At 71.2% G+C, this 21,044-nt stretch carries 18 protein-coding genes and 1 pseudogene; 6 read left to right on the top strand and 13 right to left on the bottom strand.

All coding sequences use genetic code 11. From position 1 onward, the window contains the following. Positions 1-294: 294 nt before the first annotated feature. Together ACWEFL_RS27090 and ACWEFL_RS27095 are read left to right on the top strand one after the other, a co-directional pair. Positions 295-438, top strand: a complete 144-nt coding sequence (locus ACWEFL_RS27090) for a hypothetical protein (protein WP_451717231.1) — start codon at positions 295-297, stop codon at positions 436-438. Positions 439-548: 110 nt separating this feature from the next. Beyond that, positions 549-1,424 carry a glutathione S-transferase C-terminal domain-containing protein gene (locus tag ACWEFL_RS27095; RefSeq protein WP_451717233.1) on the top strand — a complete coding sequence of 292 codons (876 nt, stop codon included), beginning with the start codon at positions 549-551 and terminating at the stop codon, positions 1,422-1,424. Between the two features lie 230 nt (positions 1,425-1,654). Here the strand turns inward: ACWEFL_RS27095 and ACWEFL_RS27100 are convergent, their stop codons facing one another. From ACWEFL_RS27100 to ACWEFL_RS27155, 12 genes are all read right to left on the bottom strand, one after another. Continuing rightward, positions 1,655-2,362, bottom strand: coding sequence for a class II aldolase/adducin family protein (locus tag ACWEFL_RS27100; RefSeq protein ID WP_451717234.1), 708 nt, complete (start codon positions 2,360-2,362; stop codon positions 1,655-1,657). Beyond that, on the bottom strand, positions 2,359-3,234 hold the full coding sequence (locus ACWEFL_RS27105) for an alpha/beta fold hydrolase (protein WP_451717235.1): 876 nt from the start codon (positions 3,232-3,234) through the stop codon (positions 2,359-2,361). Before ACWEFL_RS27105 ends, ACWEFL_RS27100 begins: the two co-directional genes overlap by 4 nt. Further along, a complete protein-coding gene (locus tag ACWEFL_RS27110) occupies positions 3,218-4,150 on the bottom strand; it encodes an alpha/beta fold hydrolase (RefSeq protein ID WP_451717237.1) in 933 nt (310 codons plus the stop codon). The genes ACWEFL_RS27105 and ACWEFL_RS27110 overlap by 17 nt, the downstream gene beginning before the upstream one ends. Further along, entirely contained in the window at positions 4,147-4,893 is a 747-nt protein-coding gene (locus ACWEFL_RS27115) for a dienelactone hydrolase family protein (RefSeq protein ID WP_451717238.1), read from the bottom strand. The genes ACWEFL_RS27110 and ACWEFL_RS27115 overlap by 4 nt, the downstream gene beginning before the upstream one ends. 17 nt (positions 4,894-4,910) lie before the next feature. Then, on the bottom strand, positions 4,911-5,705 hold the full coding sequence (locus ACWEFL_RS27120) for an IclR family transcriptional regulator (RefSeq protein WP_451717240.1): 795 nt from the start codon (positions 5,703-5,705) through the stop codon (positions 4,911-4,913). A gap of 208 nt (positions 5,706-5,913) precedes the next feature. Continuing rightward, positions 5,914-6,888, bottom strand: coding sequence for a sugar ABC transporter substrate-binding protein (locus ACWEFL_RS27125; RefSeq protein WP_451717241.1), 975 nt, complete (start codon positions 6,886-6,888; stop codon positions 5,914-5,916). A gap of 38 nt (positions 6,889-6,926) precedes the next feature. Then, positions 6,927-7,901 (bottom strand): ABC transporter permease, encoded by a 975-nt coding sequence (locus tag ACWEFL_RS27130; protein ID WP_451717243.1) that lies wholly within the window; start codon positions 7,899-7,901, stop codon positions 6,927-6,929. Beyond that, positions 7,898-9,412, bottom strand: a complete 1,515-nt coding sequence (locus ACWEFL_RS27135; protein WP_451717244.1) for a sugar ABC transporter ATP-binding protein — start codon at positions 9,410-9,412, stop codon at positions 7,898-7,900. Before ACWEFL_RS27135 ends, ACWEFL_RS27130 begins: the two co-directional genes overlap by 4 nt. Then, positions 9,409-9,666 carry a hypothetical protein gene (locus ACWEFL_RS27140; protein WP_451717246.1) on the bottom strand — a complete coding sequence of 86 codons (258 nt, stop codon included), beginning with the start codon at positions 9,664-9,666 and terminating at the stop codon, positions 9,409-9,411. Before ACWEFL_RS27140 ends, ACWEFL_RS27135 begins: the two co-directional genes overlap by 4 nt. Next, a complete protein-coding gene (locus ACWEFL_RS27145; RefSeq protein ID WP_451717248.1) occupies positions 9,663-10,487 on the bottom strand; it encodes a DODA-type extradiol aromatic ring-opening family dioxygenase in 825 nt (274 codons plus the stop codon). The genes ACWEFL_RS27140 and ACWEFL_RS27145 overlap by 4 nt, the downstream gene beginning before the upstream one ends. Continuing rightward, a complete protein-coding gene (locus ACWEFL_RS27150; protein WP_451717250.1) occupies positions 10,487-12,700 on the bottom strand; it encodes a hydantoinase B/oxoprolinase family protein in 2,214 nt (737 codons plus the stop codon). Before ACWEFL_RS27150 ends, ACWEFL_RS27145 begins: the two co-directional genes overlap by 1 nt. Further along, positions 12,697-14,790, bottom strand: coding sequence for a hydantoinase/oxoprolinase family protein (locus ACWEFL_RS27155; protein WP_451717252.1), 2,094 nt, complete (start codon positions 14,788-14,790; stop codon positions 12,697-12,699). Before ACWEFL_RS27155 ends, ACWEFL_RS27150 begins: the two co-directional genes overlap by 4 nt. Before the next feature lie 743 nt (positions 14,791-15,533). Between ACWEFL_RS27155 and ACWEFL_RS27160 the strand changes: the two are divergent. Further along, positions 15,534-15,755, top strand: a pseudogene (locus tag ACWEFL_RS27160) (hypothetical protein); the annotation flags it as partial. 98 nt (positions 15,756-15,853) lie between these two features. Here ACWEFL_RS27160 and ACWEFL_RS27165 read toward each other — a convergent pair. Then, entirely contained in the window at positions 15,854-16,492 is a 639-nt protein-coding gene (locus ACWEFL_RS27165; RefSeq protein ID WP_451717254.1) for a TetR/AcrR family transcriptional regulator, read from the bottom strand. A gap of 232 nt (positions 16,493-16,724) precedes the next feature. Between ACWEFL_RS27165 and ACWEFL_RS27170 the strand changes: the two genes are divergently transcribed. The 3 genes from ACWEFL_RS27170 (at position 16,725) to ACWEFL_RS27180 (ending at position 20,762) form a co-directional block, all read left to right on the top strand. Further along, complete coding sequence (locus tag ACWEFL_RS27170; protein WP_451717255.1) at positions 16,725-18,227, top strand: APC family permease; 1,503 nt, start codon at positions 16,725-16,727, stop codon at positions 18,225-18,227. After that, positions 18,227-19,327 carry an alcohol dehydrogenase catalytic domain-containing protein gene (locus ACWEFL_RS27175; protein WP_451717256.1) on the top strand — a complete coding sequence of 367 codons (1,101 nt, stop codon included), beginning with the start codon at positions 18,227-18,229 and terminating at the stop codon, positions 19,325-19,327. Before ACWEFL_RS27170 ends, ACWEFL_RS27175 begins: the two co-directional genes overlap by 1 nt. Before the next feature lie 94 nt (positions 19,328-19,421). Then, on the top strand, positions 19,422-20,762 hold the full coding sequence (locus ACWEFL_RS27180; protein ID WP_451717258.1) for an NAD-dependent succinate-semialdehyde dehydrogenase: 1,341 nt from the start codon (positions 19,422-19,424) through the stop codon (positions 20,760-20,762). Positions 20,763-21,044 lie beyond the last annotated feature (282 nt).

A 21,044-nucleotide genomic window follows, 5' to 3' on the forward strand; every position in this document is an offset into this window, starting at 1 on the left:
GGCCGCCTGCTCGCGGTCGCTCCGGCACGGCTCGGTGCGAGCGCCCGGCGTGACGCCGACCCCCCTCCTTTACCGGCGCCGTCGTCGAGGCGGTCCACACGCTGCTCGCCGCCTGCGAGACCGCCCGCGTGGCCTGACCGCGCGGCCTGACCGCACGGCCGGACCCGGCAGGTCTTCTCGGGTAGTGAGACGTTCTGGTGTGGGTGGCACGCACCCCCTTGACGGGGCTCGGCCGTGGCCCGACACTCCAAGGCGGGAAATCATAGTGAATCGGTAGGGAAAATGGACTGTTCTGTGCTGGATTCCGGCCGTCGAGCCATCCGCATCACCGTCCTGCCGCTGCTCCTGCTGACCTCCCGCCGCCACATCGACCTTCTGCGCGTGTGCAGCGCGGCGAACTCCCCGCACGGTGAAGGCTCCACGCCCACCCGCGCCTGATCCTCACGCCCGGCACCGCATCCCGGCCGTGCCGAAGCCGCCGCGAGCCGTCGCCCCCCCCGTATGCCCGTATGCCCGTATGCCTGCGACCGAGCACCCCAGGGAGACGTATGTCCGCCACATCCCCCACAGCCGTGCCGCCCTTCCGGAGCAGGATCGGCTGTGACGCGCGCAGCGGCTACTACGCCGCGCCGCAGCGCTACCGACTCCACCTCGTGCTGTCCTGTCCGAACTGCCTGCGGATCGCCATCACACACAGCCTGCTCGGCCTCGACGACACCGTCCCGGTCACGCTGCTGCCCGACCTGCCCGATGCCTCGGACGGCGGATATCTGGCACTGCGCCCGCTGTACGAAGCCAGTTCGCACCAGCACTCAGGACCGGCCGTGGCGCCGGTCCTCAGCGACAACTGGACCGGAACGATCGTCAGCACCCACACCCCCGACATCCTGCGGGATCTGACTCGGCGGTTCGGCGGACACGGTCCCGATCTCTACCCCCGCGGTGCCGAGAAGGCTGTCGAGACCGTTGGCCGACTCTGCGAGCAGGGCATCACCTGGGCCGCCCAGCGCGCCGGGCAGTCCGACGGCGACCCGGCGGCACGCGACACCGCGCTGGCCACCCTGCTGCGCACGCTGGATGTCCTGGAGTGGAGGCTCGCCTCCCGGGAGCACGTGCTGGGCGGTGAACTCACGCTCGGCGACGTCCAGTTGTGGGTGGCGCTCGTGCAGCTGGACACGGTGCACCGCCACCACCTGGACGCCGCCGCGGTGCACCGCATCACCGAGCACCCCCACGTGTGGGCGTACGCACGGCGGCTGGCGGCACACCCCGCCTTCGGCTCCCACCTCGACCTGGACGGCATCGCCCGCAGGCACCACGCCCGCTGCCGGGGCACAGAGGCCGCCGGGGCGGCGGTACAGATCGTGGACTGGACGGCGTGCGCACCGTGCAAGGAGCCGGAGGCCGTGCGACAGCCCGGCTGACCTGATGCGGCCGGGGGAGGCCAGGGGCTTGCCGAGCGGCCGGCCACGCGGTCTCCTTCTACGTATCCCTCATCCCGTACGTGACGCCCGCCGCCCGACAACCGAGGACGCACGTGAGCGTTCCCCGGTCGGCTCCGCCCTCGCGGTCTGACCGGCTCGGGGCTACGGCCTCCGCCGGTCCGGGGCGGGCGGGCGAGGCCGCCCCGGTCACGCGCGGGGGGCCGCCCCGGTCACGCGCGCGCGTCCAGCGAGCGCACCAGGTACGCCCAGGCGTCGGCGAGCTGGCGGGGGCCGTAGCAGCGGTCGCGTTTCGCCAGCGCCTCGGCGGGATCGAAGTGGTCGGCCTCGTCGGAGTACGGGGCGGTTCCTGCGGCGGCCGCGACGGTGAGCTGCATACGGCACGCCTTCTCCAGGAAGATCGCCGTCATGACCGCCGTGGGCACATCGGGCCCCACCGTCACCAGCCCGTGCCGGTGCAGGAGCAGGGCGTTGCGGTCGCCGAGCGCCGCCGCGACGGCCTCGCCCAGTTCGGGTGTGTGGATGAGATCGCCCGTCTCGGTGAAGCGCGCGATGTCGGGCGGCCAGAAGAGGGTTCCCTCGTGTCCTACCGGCCGCAGCGGCAGGCCCGTGGCCGCGAAAGCCACCGCCGCCTCCCCGTGGCTGTGGACGACCGCCCCGACATCGGGGCGGGCGGCCATGATCGCGGTGTGAATGGGGTACTCCAGGTGGACGCGGCCCTCGCCGCCCGTCCGCCGCCCGCCGTGGTCGATGCGGACGACCCGGTCGGCGGTGATCTCCTCCATGCCGTACCCGGCCGCCTTCAGCCACACGTCCTTCCCGCCCGGATCGCGCCGGGACAGATGCCCCCACACCAGATCGGCGTTGCCGTGCGCGGCCAGGATCCGGCAGCCGAGGGCGACCTCCTCGGCGGGGGTCACCCCGAGTCCCCGGCGAGGAAGTCCCCGACGATCCTGTTGAACTGCCCGGGCTGCTCGAACATCGGCCAGTGACCGGCGTCGGTGATCACGTCGAAACGTGCGTTCGGCATGATCTCGGACGCCCTGCGCCCCACCTCGGCGGGCGTGGTCGGATTGTGGTCGGTCCACACCACCAGCGTCTCGGCCCCGATCCCGGCCAGCTCCGCTTCGCCCAGCATGTACGCCCGGTTCCCCTCGCCGGGCTGCTCGGCGACGAGCTTGGCCTGGGCCTTCTCCGCGCCCGGAAGGGTGTAGTAGCGGTAGCGGCACTCCACGAGTTCGTCGGTCACCACACCCGGATCGACCATGAGCCACTCCAGACGCGCCCGGACGCTCTCCCGGGTCGGCGCGGCGGCCGCCTTCGCGGTGACCGCCTTGACCTGGGCGTGGACCCGCTCGCTCTCCTCCTCGCGCCCCTCGTCCGACAGCAGCAGACCCGCCCCGGTGACGGAGACGACCCGGCCGACCCGGCCGGGGTGGTGGAGCGCGGTGTGGAGCGCCGTCCAGCCCCCCAGCGACTGGCCCACGAGATGGGCGCGTTCGGCGCCGATCGCGTCGAGGAACCCGATGAGGTGCTCGGTGAACAGGGGCGCGTGATAGGTGACATCGGTGGGCCGGGCGCTCAGACCGTGCCCGATGGCGTCGATGGCGTACACCCTCAGTCCGCGCTCGGCGAGCGGTACGACGTTGCGCAGGAACCCCTCCGCGTGGCCGGTCAGCCCGCCCATCAGGACGACGGGGTGTCCCTCGCCGGCCTCGATGGATCGGGTCCGCCAGCCGGCCGCCTCACGGAAGCGGACCTCCGCGCCGAGTGAATCAGTCCAGAATGACATCGGTGTTTCCTTCTTCCAGGAATCGATTGAGGATTTCGTTGACCTGCCGGGGCCGCTCGAACTGGGGCCACTGCTTGGCGCCGGGGACGGTGACGACGGCCGCGTCGGGCACCGCGCGGGCGGCGGCCTCGACGACACCCGGCGGGGTGTGGCCCAGTTCCCCGCGGAGGAACAGGGTGGGGACGCTCAGCCCCGCCAGCCGCTCCGCGGTGAGCAGCCAGGGCGTGTTGTCCGCCGCGCGGACCCGCCGATGGACGTCGCGGGCCTCGGGCGGCCCGTAGAGCCGGGTCCGTATCTCGACCAGTTCCTCGTCCACGCTCGCCGGATCCGCGAGCAGACCGCCGAGCCGGGCTCGGACGGCATCGGCCGTCGGCTCCTCATAGGCCCGGCCGCCCCGCTGGTACGCCGCCCTGACCGTGCTGTCCGCCAGCCGTTCGGCCTCCGACTGGAGCCCGGCGGGCTCGATCAGGGCGAGCCCGCGGACCCGGCCGGGAGCGTCCAGCGCGGTCAGCGCGGCGGCCCAGCCGCCGAGCGACTGGCCGACCAGATCGGCCTCGGCGAGATCGAGCGCGTCCAGCACGGCCCGTACATGGCCGGCGATTTCGCCGATCGTGTAGTCCCCCTGGGCCCTGCGGCCCGGGAGGTGCCCCCACCCCTCGGCACTGCGGGCCGGGAGGTGCCCCCACCCCTCGGCACTGCGGGCGGTCAGGCCGTGCCCGAGCAGATCGATGGCGATCGCCCGGCGGCCGGGCGCGGCGACGGCGGCCAGATTGCGTGCGAAAGTCTCCAGATGCCCGCCGCGCCCGTGCAGGAACACCACGGCGGGCCCCGACCCCACGGACACCGTACGGGTGGGCACTCCGCCGGCGCTGATGTGCCGGACCTCTGCCCCGAGCAGGTCGGTCCACAGGCTCACAGGTGCTCCCGCAGAAAGGCCAGGGTCCGCTCCCAGGTGAGCCGGGCGGCCTTCGGATCGTGGTTGGGGTGGGTGTCGTCGTGGTAGGCGTGCCCCGCGCCCTCGTACACATGTACCTCGCTCGGACGGCCGCTGCGCCCCAGGGCGTCGGTGAGCCTGGCGACCTGATCGAGCGGGATGACCGCGTCGGCACCGCCGAAGTGGGCCTGGACCGGGCAGCGCACCCGGTCGGCGATGTCGATGCGGGAGCGGACCGCACCGGTCGGGCTGTAGGCGGCGGGCAGTTCGGGGATGCCGTACAGCGGTACCGCGCACGAGAGCCGGTCCGACCGCGTGGCCCAGACGATGGCGAGACCGCCCCCGAGGCAGAAGCCGACGACCGCGGCGCGGGCGGCGTCGACGTCGCCGCGGGCGGCGAGGTAGTCGAGTCCGGCCTCCAGGTCGGGGACGGCCTGCTCGTCGCGGGCGGCCAGGAACGCCTTGGCCCGCCGCTCCTCCTGGGTCGCGTACTCCTGGGGCGGCCGGCCCTCGATCCGGCTGAACAGATCGACCGTCAGGACGGCGTAGCCTTCGGCGGCGAGTTCCTCGGTGACGCGCTGCCGGTGGGGAATGACGCCGAGATTCTCGTGCGCCATGATCACCGCCGGGGGGCGCTCGGCGCCCGCAGGCGGCAGAGCCAGATAGCCGCGGATCTCGGCATCGCCGCTGGGGAAGGTCACCCAGTCAGCGGTGACTGCAACCATGGTCTCTCCTTGCACTGTCAGGTTCCGGTCCTGGGCGGGACCGGGGGGTGGGCGGCGCGGCCTCGCAGCTCCTGTGTCAGGGCGGCGATGCTCTCAAGGCGCCGACGGGGCATCCGGACGGTGGGGCCGCAGACGGCGACCGCGCCCGCGGGGCGTCCCGCGACGAGGACGGGGACCGCCACGCCCGCGATGCCTTCGATGAACTGGTCGATCTCTATCGCGAAGCCCCTGGTGCGGCTCGCTTCGACCTCCTGGAGGAATACCCCGGGATCGGTGATGCTGAGGGGGGTGCGCTGGGCCAGCCGCAACTGCGGGACGATCCTCCTCGTCTCGTCCGGGGGCAGGGCACTGAGGATCGCGCCGCTGATGCAGCCGTTGGCGAGGACGGAACGCTGGCCGATCGAGGACAGTGCGCCGGGGCTGTGCCCCACCTCGCGCCTGCCGGTGATGATCAGCGATCGGTCCCGCCAGTCGACCTCGGCGATCAGCACGGTCTCCCCGGTGGCACGGGCCAGTTCCTCGGCCACGCCTTGCGTGAGGTGGGCGAGGGCCGTCGTGGTGGACACCAGGCTGCCCAGTTCGAGCAGCCGGGTGCCCAGCACATAGGCTCCGTCGTCCTCCTGGCGCAGGAATCCGCGCTCGACCAGGGTCACCGCGATGCGGTGCGTGCTGGTCTTGGGCAGTCCGGCGACCTCGGCGAGTTCGGAGAGCTGCAGGCGGGGGTAGGCCGCGCTCAGGGCGCTGAGGATGTCCAGCGCCCGGTCGACCGATTGGACGCCGCGGCGACGCGGGCCGGTGCTGTGGTGTGCCATCGGGGAGTCCGCCTTAGGGTGTTTCTGATGGATCAGGCTCGATCAGTGAGCGGGGTCTGGTGCCGTGCATCGCAAGGCGGAGGAGGGAGTCCATGCGGAGCATCGGCGACTGACGACAACGCAGCGTGGGGGTACCTCCCGGGCCGCCAGGCCCAGGGGGAGTGCGGTGCCAGGGCACGCGAGCCCAGCAAGATCCATCAGAAGCGGCCTACGCGCAGTAGGGGGGTGCCTCGCCGACGTTGGCCTTGGTGATCAGCAGGTTCGGCACGGTGGAGATCTTTTGTACCCCCTTCTCCTTGTGCATGAGTCCCACCACGTTGTCGATCGCCATCTCGCCGACGGACCACGGAGTGTTGCTGACGGTCGCGGCGATCTCGCCGTCGCGGATTCCCTCGATGCCCTCGGGGCTGCCGCCGTTGGTGACGACCTTGATGTCGTGGCGCTTGGCCGCCTTGAGCGCGGCAAGGACCCCGGTCGCCATGTCCTCGTTGTGGACGAAGACGTACTTGACCTTCGGGCGGGCCTGGAGCATGTTCTCGGCCACGTCCTGCGCCTTGGCCCGCTGCCAGAACGCGGGCTGGTCGAAGACGATACGGGCCTGCTTCGGCAGCGCCTTCTTGAACGCGGCGTCCATCAGGTCGGCCGCCGCTCCGGGCGCCCCGCCGATGACGCCCACCTCGACGGGCTTGCCCGCACTGTCCTCGCCGAGCCATTCGCCGAGCTGCTTGCCGACTCCCGCGACATCGGTGACGACGGCGCCGAGGATCTTGGACTGGTCCACGGCGGCGACCGAGGTGAGGAAGATGGGGATGTTCGCCCGGTTGGCGCGGGTGATGCCGCCCTCCAGGGCGTCCATGTTGACCGTCTGGACGATGATCACGTCGACCTGCTTGGCGATCATGTCGTCGATGTTGGACAGCTCTTTGGCCGGGTCCATCGCGGAGTTGGCGGTGAGCAGTTCCACCTTGTCCTTGTCCGCGCGCGCCTGCATCGATCTGAGCAGACAGGTGTGGAATTCGATGTTGTTGCCGTTGACGAAGCCGATCGTGAGCTTCTTGTTCCGGTCGACCGGGGCAGCGTCCGCGCCCTTGCCCTTGTCCACGGAACAGCCGCCGACCAACAGTCCGAGGGCTGCGGTGAGGGCCAGTGGTGCTGTGAGGCGTCGGGTGGTGGTGCGGCTCATGGCGTTTCCTTTCACCGGGGGGAACAAAGGAGGGTGGCTCAGGTGCGGCGGCCGCGCTGATGGTTCACGATCGCGGCGATCATCAAGACGGTGCCGACGGCGATGTCCTGGTAGACGGGGTCGATCTGGAGGAGATTGAGCGAGTTGGCGACCAGGCCGAGCAGCAGGACACCCAGGACCGTGCCGACGAGGGTTCCGCTGCCGCCGTGCAGGGAGGTGCCTCCGATGACGACGGCGGCGACGACGGTGAGCTCCAGCGGCAGGCCGCCCGTGCCGGGGCTGGCCGCGCCGAGCCGGGCGACGAGCATCACGCCGCCGAGAGCCGCGAGGAAGCCGCCGAGCGCGTACAGGAGCAGCTTGCCGCGGACGACCGGGATGCCGGACAGTCGCGCGGCGCTCTCGTTGCCGCCGATGGCGAAGGCGTTGCGGCCGAACGCGGACCATCGCATGAGCAGCCCCACCGCCACGCACACCAGTACGGCCAGGACGACCAGTGAAGGAATCGCGCCGAAGAGCTCGCCGAAGCCGAGGACGGAGAGATGGTCGCCGATGCTGACGCTCTTGCCGTCGAGCAGCAGCAGCGCGAACCCGGTCAGAATGGTGGAGGAGGCCAGGGTCGCGACGAACGGGGCGACGGAGAACACTGTGACGACGCCCCCGTTGACCAGGCCGATGGCGGTACCCAGTACGAGCGCGATCAGGACCGCGGTCCATTCGTTCATACCGCCCTGGATGAGCTTGGCGACGACGGCGTGGGAGACGGCCGCGATCGCCCCGAGGGAGAAGTCGATGCCGCCGGCGGTCATCAGCAGGGTGAGACCGGCGGCCAGTACGGCGACGACCGCGATCTGCTGCGAGACATTGACCAGATTGGACGTGGTCAGGAAGACGTCGCTGTTGAGCGAGGTGAACAGTCCGATCAGCAGCAGGACGCTGAGCAGTCCGAAGTGACGGGCGACACCGGGCGGCAGGCTCAAGCCGGTCCGGTCGCGGAAGGCGGATGCGGCGCTCATGAGACGTGTCCTCCTACGGTGAGCGAGACGAGTTCGTCGCGGGACAGCTCGTCCCGGTGCACTTCAGCCACGGCGCGCCCGCCGCGGACGACGACCACACGGTCGGCGAGTCGTCTGACCTCGTCGACGTCCGCCGAGGTCAGGAGTACCGCGGCGCCCCGGTCGGCGAGTTCGTCGACCATCTGGTGGATGTCGGCCTTGGCCGCCACGTCCACGCCGCTGGTGGGCTCCTCCAGCAGGCACACGGTCGTCTCGGTGTCGAGCCACTTCGCCAGCAGCACCTTCTGCTGGTTGCCGCCGGACAGGGAGTCGACGGCGGGGTCGGCCGACAGGGTGATGACGCCGTAGCGCCGGCGGGTGTCGGCGGCCCTGCGGTGCAGAGCCGTCCACCGCACCAGCCAGGGCCGGTTCATGCCCCGGTCGGCCAGCGCCAGGTTCTCGTCGACGCTCAGGCCGGGGACCAGCCCGTGCAGCAGCCGGTCGCCGGTGACGCAGCGCAGCCCCGCCGCCAGCGACGCGCGGATGCTGCCGGTCCGCAACCGGGTCCCGCTCACGTGGACGGTTCCGGCCGAGGGCTGCCGCACCCCGCTGAGCAGCGGGAAGAGTTCGCGCTGCGCCTCCCCGGCCGGGCCGAGCACGGCCACGATCTCGCCCGCCCTGATCGTGAGGTCGAAGTCCCGCAGCCTGTCCCCGCCGAGCTTGTCCAGTTCGAGGGCAGGCGCCCCGAAGTCCCTGTTCCGGACCGCCGGTTCGGCGACCAGGCGGTCGCCGACCATGGCCCGGACCAGGGCGGGGAGATCCACGTTCTCGACCGCCTCGGTCAGCGCGGTCAGACCGTCCCGCATCACCGTGATCCGGTCGGCCAGCGCCAGGACCTCGTCCAGGTGATGGGAGATGTAGACGACGGCTGTGCCGCGGGAGCGCAGTTCACGGACCAGATCGTGGATACGTGCGGCGTCCGCGCCGCCGAGCGCGGCGGTCGGCTCGTCCAGGATGAGGATGCGCCCGCCGACGTGCACCTCCCGCGCGATCTCGACGAGCGTTTGCTGCGCGGGTGTGAGATCGCCGACGGCGGCCTGCACGGGCACCTCGACACCCAAGTCGTCCAGGGCCCTCGCCGCCTCGGTCCGCACGGTGGACCAGTCCACCCGGCCCGCCCTGCGGGGGAGCCTCCCGAGCAGCATGTTCTCCGCCACCGTCAGATCGGGCACCAGGGTGCGCCGCTGGTGCACGATGCTCACGCCGAGGGCACGCGCCCGCCGGGGGGTGAGGGCCGCACAGCTCTCGCCGCCGACCAGGATCTCGCCGCCGTCCGGGGCCAGTGCCCCGCAGACGACTTCGACGAGTGTCGACTTGCCCGCACCGTTCATCCCGGCGAGGGCGTGCACCTCCCCGGCGCGAAGGATGAAGTCCACCTCCCGCAGAGCGTGCGCCCCGCCGAAGGACTTGCTGACCTTGCGCAGTTCGAGCGCGGGCCCGGCGGTGGCCGCTCCTTTGTGTACGGTCGTCATCTGTCCCCCGTCCGTTGCGAGCGGTACATCGCGTGGTGGGCGATGCCCAGGACGACCATGAGGTTGCGCAGGGCCACCGGGTTCATTCCGCGGGCGAGCAGCCAGGTGGCGTCCGTGTTGCACACCGCCCGCCTCTCCTCCCCGCTCAGGTCGTACGCGCGGAGCACCGACTGCGGAGCTTCGCGGAACCGCTCCAGCAGCCCGGAGGTGTGCTCCAGCTCGCGGGCGAGCCGATTGAGGCCGACGATGCTCACGGCGCCTCCCTGACGTCGAATCCGCAGATGCCGATGCCGACGGTCCAGGAGGGCATGGGCTCGTAGGCGAGGACACGGGCCGGACCGCCGGCGGCGGCCGCGGCGATCAGCCAGGTCCGCACCTCCAGCGCTCCGTTGCCCGCCACCTCCTGGATCCGCTCGTCGCTGAAGGAGGCCGCTTCGTCCGCCCGCCCCTCGGTGAGGAGTGCGAGGAAGTCGCGGTCGAAGTCCTCGTTGATCTCGCCGAACCGGGGGAGGCCCACCCAGTGGGAGAGCCCGCCGGTCGCGAGGACACCGATCCGGGCGTCGCCGGGCAGGTCGCCGGCCGCCGCGGCGATCGCCTTCCCCAGGTCCAGGCAGCGCCCCAGGGCCGGCAGCGGTTCGGTGTTGCAGTTGACGAAGAGCGGGACGACGCCGGCGGCCGCGACCGCGGGGAGTTTGGTCAGCGGCACCATGAAGCTGTGGTCCAGGTGCATGGTGTGGGAGCGGGACATGTCGAAGCCCCGCTCGGTGAGCCCCTTCAGGAGGTACTCGGCGAGCACCGGCCTGCCGGGTACCGTTCCGCCGGGATTGCCGAACTCGGCCCAGCCCTGGTGCTCCTCCGCCAGCCCGATGCAGAACGCCGGGTAGTTCTCCAGGCCGAAGGTCTCGTAGTGATCGGTGGCCACGACGACGACCGCGTCGAGCCCTGCCTCGGCGATCTCGCGGTCGAGCCGCTCCCAGGCGGCGTGCAGTATCGAGGAGCGCTCGGGCTCGGCGTCCGGATTCTTCACGATCGCGCCGACGTGGGAGGTGGCGGCGGCCAGTGCGACGCGTCCCATCAGCGTTCACCTCCCCCGTCGGCGGTCAGCCGGACGTCGTCGGGGTGCGCGGCGTCGCGCCGCACGACATCGGTGGAGTGCAGCAGTCCGCAGCCGGGGCAGGCGTACTGGCGCAGCTCCAGGTCCTCGCTCAGGCGGGTGGCGTGGCTCAGTTCGTGGATGTCACCGGTGGCCCGGACCGACGCGTACAGTCGCCAGGGCTCGCCGGCCGGTGCGAGCACCCGCGAGCAGGCGCACGCCGTGAAGCGGCTGCCGGCGATCTCCACGACCCGCAGGACGTCGCCGAGGGGATGGACACGGGTGGCGGGACCGTCCGGGACCTGGGGCTGGGGTCGGGCGACGGGCCAGGACTTGCGCTCCTCGCGGATCCTCTCGCGCTGCCGGGCCGTGGCCTCGGGATCCACGCGGCCGTCCTCGCCGAGCACCGCGCGGTAGATCCGCCGGGCGGCATCCGGGGTGACCGCCCCGAAATCGAGGTCGGCCTGCACCTCTTCGGCGGGGCGCTCCAGCGGATCGCCCCAGCCGCCGCCCGCCTGCGGGACGGTGGCGAGGATGTCGTAGTCGCCCAGGCGGTACAGGCCCTGGCGGCCGCGCATCTCGGGTCGGTCGCCGGACAGTTCGCCGACCGCGGGAATCTCGCCCGCGGCGAACCGGTCGGCCAGATCGCTGTCGTGCAGGACGGTCCGGGTGTTCTGCGCTCCCGGATAACCACCGAAGATTCCCGTCGAGTTGGGCGCCTCCCAGCCGTGCGCCGAGTTCAGCGCGGTGACGTCCCGCCCGCCGCGTACGGTGTAGACAGCCCCCATGCTCATACCGCCGCGGCGGCGTCCGGCTCCGCCGGAGTCGGCGACCAGTCCACGCCACACGTACAGCAGCGGCGAATCCATCTCCACCGCCTCGACGTTGGAGATCCGCTGCCGCTCGATGTTGTGCTGCCCCTGGGTCCAGGCTCCGTCGCGGTGAGCGTAGGCGCCGCCGCCGGTGGCCAGACAGTCCATGATCACGTACGTCTGGCGGGCCCCGTTCTCACCCGCTCCGGTGAGGACGAACTTGTCGGGTCCGCCGGCCGGGACGGCCTGGGCCTCACAGAGCAGTTCGTCGGAGCAGGCGGCCAGCTTGGACAGGCATTCCACGGCGGTCATCTCCACCAGCCAGCCGGCCTCCAGCGCGCCGCCGCTGACGGCGGCCGGGCGGGCCGCGTTGCAGATCAGGCCCTCGGGGCAGGTGACTTCGACCGGCTTGAACAGTCCCTCGTTCCAGGGAGCGTCGAACGCCAGGGTCGGCAGCAGGGCCGCGGCGATGCCGGCCATCATGCCCGAGTAGGCGCAGTTGATGTAGCCCTTGGCCTGCGGCGACGAGGCGGAGAAGTCGAACTCCAGGGTCTCGCCCCGCTTGGTGAGGACGAGGTCGACCTCGTAGGTGGCGTTCTCGGCCGACTGGGCCAGACCGCCGTCGTTGTCCAGGAAGGCCCGGGAGTGCACCCGTGCGTCCGGCAGCTTGGCCAGCCGGTTGCGCAGCCGCCGCTCCGAGAGGGTGATGAGATTGCTCATCACGGTGCGGACGGTATCGGCTCCGTACTTCTCGGCGAGCGCGGTCATGGCGCGGATCGCCGTGTTGTTGGCGCCGATCAGGGCTCGCAGGTCGAGGTTGACGGTGGGAGCCATCCGGGTGTGGGCCAGGATCAGGTTCCACACGTCGGTGCGGACCCGTCCGCCGTCGACCAGTTTGGTCGGCGGCATCTGGAGGCCCTCCTGGTACGAGTCGGTCGCGTCGATGCAGAAGCTGCCGGGGGTCATGCCGCCCACGTCGACCATGTGGCACATGGCGCCGGTCCACGCGAGGAGTTCGCCGTCGTGGAAGATCGGTGCGATGAGCCCGACGTCCTGTGCGTGGACCGTGCCCTTCCAGGGGTCGTTGACGATGAACATGTCGCCGGGGTTGATGCCGGGGTCCTCGGTGCAGTCCTCGATGACGGAGCGGGTGATGGCGGCCATGGACGAGGAGTGCGAGAGGATCGTGCGGCCCATCGCCGCCACGGACCCGTCGGGGAGGTAGAGACCGACGTTGTAGTCGCTGGCCTCGACGACGTGCGTGGAGCCGGAGATCGCGGCCAGGGTCGCGCCCTGCTCGTCGGTGATGGCCAGCAGCCTGTGGCGGATGACCTCGAAGGTGACGGGGTCGATGGGCGTGGTGGGCGTGTCGGTGGCGGTCACGCGTCCCCCTTGCAGTCGATGACGAGATTGCTGTGACGGTCGACGACGAGCGACTGGGCGGGGCCGACCACCACGGTGGTGCCGGCGAACTCCAGGATCGCCGGGCCCCGCAGGGCCGCTCCGGCGCCCAGGTCCTCGCCGCGGTAGACACCGGTGGGGACGCGTCCGGTACCGGGGAAGTGGACATCGCGCTCGGAGAGCCTGGCCGCCGCGACGTCCGGGGTGCCGGGGTAGCCGCCCTCGGATACCTCGGTGACGCTGACCCGGCCTTCGACGCGCAGGGTGTGGATCTCCACACCGGCTCCCAGCAGGGCCGTTCCGGCGCCGTAGATGCGCTCGTAGACCGCTCGGAACTCGTCGATCAGGCCCCGCAGAACCTCGGTGGTGACCTCGCCCTCGGGCACGGTGATGGGCAGTTCGTGCGACTGCCGGCGGAACTTGAGGTACGCGATGCGGCTCAGCCGGATCCGAGGGTCACCGTCGAGGTCCTCGCGGCACCGCGCGGCCAACTCGTCGAGCGTGCCGTCGATCCGCTCCGCGTCCAGATGGGCCGCGGGGTCCGTCGCGCCGGGAGGGGTGCGGTGGACTTCCGTGGTCTGCACCGCGCGGTAGCGGTCCGAGGTGACCGTGCCGTAGGCCGAGTGGACGGTGGAGGTGGGCGGCACCACCAGCGTCGCGATGCCGGCGGCCTCGGTGTAGGCGTACGCGTGGGTCGGACCGGCGCCGCCGTACGCGTAGACGGCGAAGTCACGGGGGTCGTGCCCCTGTTCGACGGTGACCTTGCGCAGCAGGTCGGCCATTTGGTTGTCGGCGACGCGCTGGATGCCGGCCGCCGCCTCCTCGACGGTGAGGCCGAGGGGATCGGCGACGTGCTCGCGGATGGCCTTCTCCGCCAGTGACCGGTCCAGCGGCATCCGGCCGCCGAGGAACCGGGAGGGGTCGATGATGCCGAGGACCACATCGGCGTCGGTGACCGTGGGGCGGTCGCCGCCACGGGCGTAGCAGGCGGGTCCCGGCACCGATCCGGCGCTCTCGGGGCCGACGACCAGGACGCCGGACTCGTCGACTCCCGCGATGGAGCCGCCGCCCGCGCCGATGGCGGTGACCTTGATACGGGGCAGGGCCAGATGCAGGTCGCCGACCTCGCTGACACGCTCGACGACCGGCTCCCCGTCGATGATCAGGCCGACGTCGAAGCTGGTCCCGCCCATGTCGGAGGTGATCACATGGGGGTGGCCGAGACGGCGCGAGAGGGCGGTCGACGCCAGCACCCCACCGGCAGGGCCGGAGGTGAGCATGGACGCGGAGCGCCGTGCGGCGTCCTCCGCGCGCATGACGCCACCGCCGGAGTCCATGATCGAGAAGTCTCCGGTGAACCCCGAACTCCGCAGCCGACCCTCCAGGTTGGCGACATAGTCGCGGATCACCGGACCGAGGTAGCTGTTGACGACGGTCGTCGCCGAACGCTCGTACTCGCCGATGACGGGGGCGACCTCGTGCGACAGCGTCAGATACGCCTCGGGCCACTCGTCCCGCACGATCCGGGCCACCGCCGCTTCGTGGTCCCCGTTGACGAAGGACCACAGGAACGACACCGCGAGTGCTTCGACGCCGTCCTCGCGCAGCAGGCGCAGCGTCGCCCGCACCTCCTGCTCGTCGAGCGCGACGACCTCCGCGCCCGAGGCGTCGACGCGCTCGGTGATGGCCGCGAGGCGGGACCGGGGGACGATCTGCCCGGGGTTGCGGCGGCGGCTGTAGTGACCGGTCGCGGCCCCCATGCCGACCCACGAGGTCATCGAACGCTGGATCAGCATCGTGTCCGTGAAACCGCGTGTGGTGAGCAGAGCGGTCGGGGCGCCCTTGCGCTCGATCAGGGCGTTCGTCGCCGCGGTGGTGCCGTGGGCGAAGTAGACGATGTCCGCGCAGAAGGACGGCAGATCCCGGCCGTAGGAATCGGCGGCCAGTCGCAGTGCGGTGATGACCCCCTCCGAGCGATCGTGCGGAGTGGTCGGTGATTTGAAGAGCCGTGGCGCGCGGTCGTCCTGGAGGACGACGAGATCGGTGAAGGTCCCACCGACGTCCGTGCCCACGAAGAATCCTGTCGCGGCACCATTTTTTCTTTCCACGCTGCCCTCACAAGAAAAGGAAATATGACGCGGGAACTACCAAGAAGTCGGGCAAGCAACGGAGTCCGACATATGCGTTGCGTCCCGGGATTACTGTGAGGTGGTGGCCGCATCTGATCAATGCCTGAGTCCGCATGGCGGAACGCCGCAGGTAGAACCTTGATCAACATGTGAGATGTGAGGCAGAACACGCGAGATCAAGCCATAGTGCAACGGTCGGATGGCACCGCTGTGGTCTGCGCGGGCCGCTGCCGGCGGGCGGCGGCCGCAGCAGAGTGGGCGGTCGTCGATGCGGCGCCGGCCGCCGTCGACACCGATTCCGGCACCGGCGCCTGTTCGCCGAAGCCCACCGCCACCTCGCCCGCGTCCTGCGCGGTCGGCCCCACCGGCCCGGCCCGGACGGACAGATGGCGCGGGCGGCCGCCGACGGCCGCACGCCACCACGGGGATCACCCACGTCGGCGGGTACGCGGGGCAGGGGCCGGCGGCCGCCTGCGTCGCGGGTCGAACGGTCGCTGACCTGATCACGGAGCGGCAGTCGGAGTTCACCGCCCTTTTGTGGGTGAGGCCGATGCCACGTCGTGGGGAGCCGGAGCCCCTGAGATGGATCGGGGCGAATGGCCTCTACGAGGCGTACTCGATCGCCGACCGGATGGAGGCCCGCTCCGGAGGGGGATCCACGGCCTGGTCGGCGAGGTCGCCGAGACCAGGACGAGCGGAACGGACCGCACTGGAAGACCCGCGCACTTGTCGCATGGGCTGCGGGGCGCCCGTTCGCCTGGGTCGACGACGGGGTCACCGACATCGATCGGTCCTGGGTCGCTTCCCGCCACCGAGGACACGCCCTGCTCCACCGTGTCGATCCCCGCCATGGCCTGACGGACGGCGACTACGCGGCTCTCGACTCGTGGCTGCGACAGCTGGTCTGATCTTCGGCCGGAGATCGTGAAGTGGCCGCGAGAGGGACTCCGCGGCCCGCCCGCCCGTGGGTGTCGAGGACCGCCGCCCCGCCGGGCCGGCGGTGGTTTCAGGCGGGCGCCAGGCCGCCGCGCGGCAGTCCGAGTTCGGTCTCCGCTGTGGTACGGGCCAGGTCCGCGATCGGTGCGGTACGGGTGTCGGCGCTGGTGTTGATGTAGGCGCTGCTTCCGTCGATCGCGACGAGGATGCGGACGGCCGCCGTCCACGGGTCCGCACAGCGGAAGACCCGCGTCCTCGCGCCTGCGGCGATGAGCTGCTCGATGCGGCGGCACCAGAGCAGCTCCTGCTCGACGACGTGGTCGCGGAGCACGGGGCGATAGCGCGACAGGTGCCGTGCGTTCAGCCAGAGCCTGCTGACGTTGTCGAATTCGGTGCTCGTGATGAGGGCGAAGAAGCGCTGCAGCGTGCTCAGCGGGTTCTCGTGCTCCGGGCCCGCGGGCTCTTCCGGGAGGAGGCCGTCGAGTTCGGCCATGGTGGCGCTGGTGAATGCCTCCGCCACCAGTGTGTCGGCGGCGGGGAAGTAGTGGCCGACCAGTCCGGGCTGGACGTCGAGCTCGTCGGCGATCCGCCGCAGCGTGATGCACTCCAGTCCTTCGGTGAGCCCGACCTGCGCGGCGGCGCGGACGATCTCGTGGCGGCGCTCGGCCGGAGCCTTGCGGGTACGTGTACCGGGAACCCTTGACGTCATGGAGCGAATGCTATTAAGTGAGTTCCCGATCGGCAATTGGCCAGGCGGCCAATAAAGGTGAGGCTCCAGGAAACCGCGGCTCGGAGGCGACATCCCGCCCCGACGGCGGGGGAGCGGTCCACCGTCCCCCTCGACCCGCCACCCGGGTCGCACCGTGCCGACTCTCGACCCGCGGCACGAGCACGGCCCGCGCACGCGGACCAGCGCGCCGCACCCGTAACAGGAGACCAATGTGGACGACACTCGCACCGACGCCGGCGAACTCGCCGAGTACGGCTACCAGCAGGAACTGAAACGGACCCTGTCCGCGTGGGCCGTGTTCGCGATCGGATTCGCGACGATCTCGCCGGTCGTCGGGGTCTACGCGGTGGTCCAGCTGGGTTTCGTCTTCGCGGGCCCCGCGTGGATCTGGGCGGTCGTCGTCGCCTTCCTCGGCCAGCTGACGGTCGCCGTGGTCTACGCCGAGCTGTCGTCCCAGTTCCCGATCACGGGTGGGGTCTACCAGTGGGTGCGTCGGCTGGGCGGACCACGGCTCGGCTGGCTGGTCGGCTGGATCTACCTCTCCTCCGCCGTGGCGTCCCTGACCACCGTGGCCTACCTGGGGGCGACCTGGCTGCACATGCTCTTCGGCGAAGGCACGCTGTCGACCGGCACCCATGTGCTCCTCGGTGTGGTCTTCGTCGCGGTGGCCCTCGGGATCAATCTCCTCGGCGTCAACCCGGTGAAGCACTTCCTCAACGCGGGCATCATCGCCGAGGGCGTCGCTTCCATCGCGGTGAGCGTGTTCCTGCTGATCTTCGTGCACAACAACGGCTTTGGGATCCTCTTCGAGACGATGGGCGCGGAGTCGGTCTCCGGCGGATCCGTCCTGGCGGGCTTCCTGACCGCTCTGGCGGTGGCCGGGTGGGCGTTCCTGGGCTTCGACGCGACCACGCAGGTGGCCGAGGAAACCGAGCAGCCGCGACGCAGCGTTCCCAGAGCGCTCCTGCGGGCCTACCTCTTCGTCGCCTTCACGGTCCTGCTGACCGGGCTCGCCGTGACGCTCGCGCTGCGCGGCCCCGAGGACGCCGTGTCCGGCGCACTCGCGGACCCGGTCTTCACCGCCGTGACGCAGGGGCTGGGCGGATGGAGCGAGAAGCCCTTCATCCTCCTCGTCCTGATCGCGTTCATCGCCTGCGCCATCTCGATCCAGACCTACATCGGCCGCGCCGTCTACTCCTTCGCCCGCGACCGCCAGCTGCCCTTCTCCTCGACGCTCGCCACCGTCGGGCCGCGCCAGATCCCGTACGTCTCGCTCATCGTGACGGCCGTGCTCGCCAGCCTCGGACTGCTGCTCGGACTGAACGGCAACGCCGCCGCGACACTGATCGCCTTCGGCTCCGGCGGCTTCTACTTCATCTTCCTCACTGTCGCGGTCGTGGCGCTCGCCGCCCGGCTGACCGGCCGGTGGAACCCCGCCGCGGGACGGCTCAGGCTGGGACGGACCGGCCTGGTGATCAACGTGGTCGCCGTCGTGTGGCTGCTCTTCGAGGCCGTCAACATCGCCTGGCCCCGCGTCGAACTCGCCCCGGCCGACGGCAGCTGGGTCCAGGTCTGGGCCGTGATCCTGGTCTTCTCCGTCCTCTTCGTCGCCGGTCTGCTCTACGTCGCGATCGCCAAGCCCCACACCAGGCTCCCCGCCACCCGGACCACTGAATCCGCCATCCCGACCACTGAGAAGGTGAAGGCATCCTGATGCCGTCGAAACTCTCCCCCGCCATCGTCTTCGACCCCGCCTCGGGACTCGGCTCACGTGATGTGTCGCTCAGGTCCGCCGGACCGGGCGAGGTCGAGATCGACGTACGCGCGGCGGGCGTGTGCCACTCGGACCTGCACGTGGTGGCGGGCGACTGGCCCAGCGACCGCCCGCTCGTCCTCGGGCACGAGGCAGCCGGAGTGGTGACCGCGGTCGGGGCCGGCGTCACCTCGCTGAAGGCCGGAGACCACGTCGTCCTGTCCTGGTTCGCACCGTGCCGCCGCTGCCGCAGATGCGTGGCCGGAATGGCGTGGCTGTGCACCGGCACCAAGGCCGTCTCCAACATGCTCCCCGACGGCACCACCCCGTTCGCGGACGACCGGGGCGAGCCGGTGTGGCCCTACCTCGGACTGGGCGCCTTCACGGAGCGGCTGGTCGTGCCGGAAGTCGCCGCGGTGAAGGTCCCGGACGAGCTCCCCTTCAGCATCGGCGCCCTCCTCGGCTGCTCCGTCACGACCGGCGTCGGCGCCGTCGTGAACACCGCGGGCGTCCGCCCCGGCGAGTCCGCGGTGGTCATCGGCACGGGCGGCGTCGGACTCTCCGTCGTGATGGGCCTCCGCCTGGTCGGAGCCGACCCCGTCATCGCCGTCGACCTCTCACCCGAACGCCTCGCCACAGCACGCAAATTCGGCGCCACCCACACCCTCGACGGCGCCGGGACCGATGTCGCCGCCTGGTGCCAGGACGAACTCGGCGGGGTGGACTACGCCTTCGAGGCGATAGGCAGCCCCAAGGTCATCGGCACACTCCCGGCCATGCTCACCTCGGGCGGGGCAGCGGTTCTGGTGGGCATGGCGGCGACCGGCGCGACGGCCTCATTCGACGCGTTCGACCTCGCCGACCAGGGCAAGCGGATCCTCGGCTGCAACTACGGCTCCAGCATCGGGGAGATCGACATCCCGAAACTGGCCCGGCTCTACCTCGCCGGCCGACTGCCGCTGGACCACCTGATCGGGCGCACCCGGCCCCTGAGCGAGGCGGCCGCCGCCTTCGACGACCTCCGGTCGAACACCGGCGTCAGAACGATCCTCGAACCGTGAGGCACCCTTCCACCCGGCGCGCGGCACGGGCACACGCATTCGCACACACAGGGACGACGGCGGCCGCGGCCGTCCCCGACCAGTTCCAGGAGGCATGATGATGTACGCCGTCACCGACCCGTCCACCGGCGAGGTCACCGCTACCTACCCGACCGCCACGGACGCCGAGGTGGCGGCGGCCGTCGACGCCGCCCACAAGGCCACCGCCTGGGGGCGCGCCGGCTCCGTGGCCGAGCGCGCGGCACTGCTGCGACGGCTCGGAGATCTGCACACCGAGCACCGGGCCGAGCTGGCCGCGAGCATCGTCCAGGAGATGGGCAAGCCGCTTCAGGAGGCCGAGGGCGAGATCGACTTCTGCACCGACATCTACCACTACTACGCCGACCACGCCGAGGAGTTCCTCGCCGACGAACCACTCGACGTCGTCTCCGGTCCCGGCACCGCCGTCATCCGTCGCAGCCCGGTGGGCGTACTCCTCGGCATCATGCCGTGGAACTTCCCGGCCTACCAGGTCGCCCGCTTCGCCGCCCCGAACCTCGCGATCGGCAACACCATCGTGCTCAAGCACGCGCCGCAGTGCCCGGCCACCGCCGCGCTGCTCGAGAAACTGTTCGCCGAGGCCGGATTCCCGGCAGGTGCCTACGTCAACGTGTACGCCACCAACGAGCAGATCGCCCAGGTCATCGCCGACCCGCGGGTCCAGGGAGTCTCGCTCACCGGATCCGAACGGGCCGGCGCGGCCGTCGCGGAGATCGCCGGGCGGCACCTCAAGAAGGTCGTCCTCGAACTCGGCGGCTCCGATCCCTTCATCGTCCTTTCCACCGACGACCTCGACGCGGTCGTCGACTCCGCCGTCGCCGCACGCCTCGACAACACCGGCCAGGCATGCAACGCCGCCAAGCGGTTCGTGGTCGCCGACCACCTCTACGACGCCTTCGTCGAGCGGTTCACCGCCAGGCTGCTCGCGAGCGAGACCGGAGCGCCGCTGTCGTCGGCCGCCGCGGCCGAGAACCTGGGCCGCCAGGTCGACGCGGCCGTGGCCCAGGGAGCCACCCTGCACAGCGCCGGCGAGCGGCGCGGCGCCTACTTCCCGGCCGGGGTCCTGACCGGTCTCACCACCGAGCACACGGCGGCCCGGGAGGAACTGTTCGGCCCGGTGGCGATGGTCTTCACCGCCTCCGACGAGGAGGAGGCCGTGCGGATCGCCAACGACACCCCCTACGGTCTCGGCTCGTACCTCTTCACCACCGACCCGGCGCAGGCCGAGCGGGTCGCCGACCGGATCGAGGCCGGCATGGTCTTCGTCAACGGTGTCGGCGCCGAGGGCGCCGAACTGCCCTTCGGCGGTGTCAAGCGCTCCGGGTTCGGGCGCGAGCTCGGCCGGCCCGGAATCGAGGAGTTCGTCAACAAGAAGCTCAGCCGGACCGTCGACTGAGGGCTTTGAGATGGAGGTCCGAGCGGGCCCGTTGCGGAGGCCCTGGAGTCCGTGCTGATGGAGCCGGATGGTGCGCAGCCGCTTCCGAGGGCGGCCGACCTATCCTGCCCACCCGCGTGCTCGGCATCCGCCATCTCCCAGGCGCACCAGGGTGGGGTGGGTGACCGGGCCTCACCCGCCCCGAGACCTCCGGCCCCCCGGCAGGTAGGTCCTCGGTGAGCTCGGGGCGGTGGCCGCCTGGCCTGGCCGCGGGTACGCGCGGAGGCGAGCCCGTCGTCTGTG

It is taken from the genome of Streptomyces sp. NPDC004838 (assembly GCF_053600955.1).

Coding starts and splice junctions, on each gene's coding strand:
- ACWEFL_RS27095 (WP_451717233.1), top strand. CDS start 549: ATGTCCGCCACATCCCCCACAGCCGTGCCGCCCTTCCGGAGCAGGATC.
- ACWEFL_RS27105 (WP_451717235.1), bottom strand. CDS start 3,234: ATGTCATTCTGGACTGATTCACTCGGCGCGGAGGTCCGCTTCCGTGAG.
- ACWEFL_RS27115 (WP_451717238.1), bottom strand. CDS start 4,893: ATGGTTGCAGTCACCGCTGACTGGGTGACCTTCCCCAGCGGCGATGCC.
- ACWEFL_RS27120 (WP_451717240.1), bottom strand. CDS start 5,705: ATGGCACACCACAGCACCGGCCCGCGTCGCCGCGGCGTCCAATCGGTC.
- ACWEFL_RS27125 (WP_451717241.1), bottom strand. CDS start 6,888: ATGAGCCGCACCACCACCCGACGCCTCACAGCACCACTGGCCCTCACC.
- ACWEFL_RS27130 (WP_451717243.1), bottom strand. CDS start 7,901: ATGAGCGCCGCATCCGCCTTCCGCGACCGGACCGGCTTGAGCCTGCCG.
- ACWEFL_RS27135 (WP_451717244.1), bottom strand. CDS start 9,412: ATGACGACCGTACACAAAGGAGCGGCCACCGCCGGGCCCGCGCTCGAA.
- ACWEFL_RS27145 (WP_451717248.1), bottom strand. CDS start 10,487: ATGGGACGCGTCGCACTGGCCGCCGCCACCTCCCACGTCGGCGCGATC.
- ACWEFL_RS27165 (WP_451717254.1), bottom strand. CDS start 16,492: ATGACGTCAAGGGTTCCCGGTACACGTACCCGCAAGGCTCCGGCCGAG.
- ACWEFL_RS27175 (WP_451717256.1), top strand. CDS start 18,227: ATGCCGTCGAAACTCTCCCCCGCCATCGTCTTCGACCCCGCCTCGGGA.
- ACWEFL_RS27180 (WP_451717258.1), top strand. CDS start 19,422: ATGATGATGTACGCCGTCACCGACCCGTCCACCGGCGAGGTCACCGCT.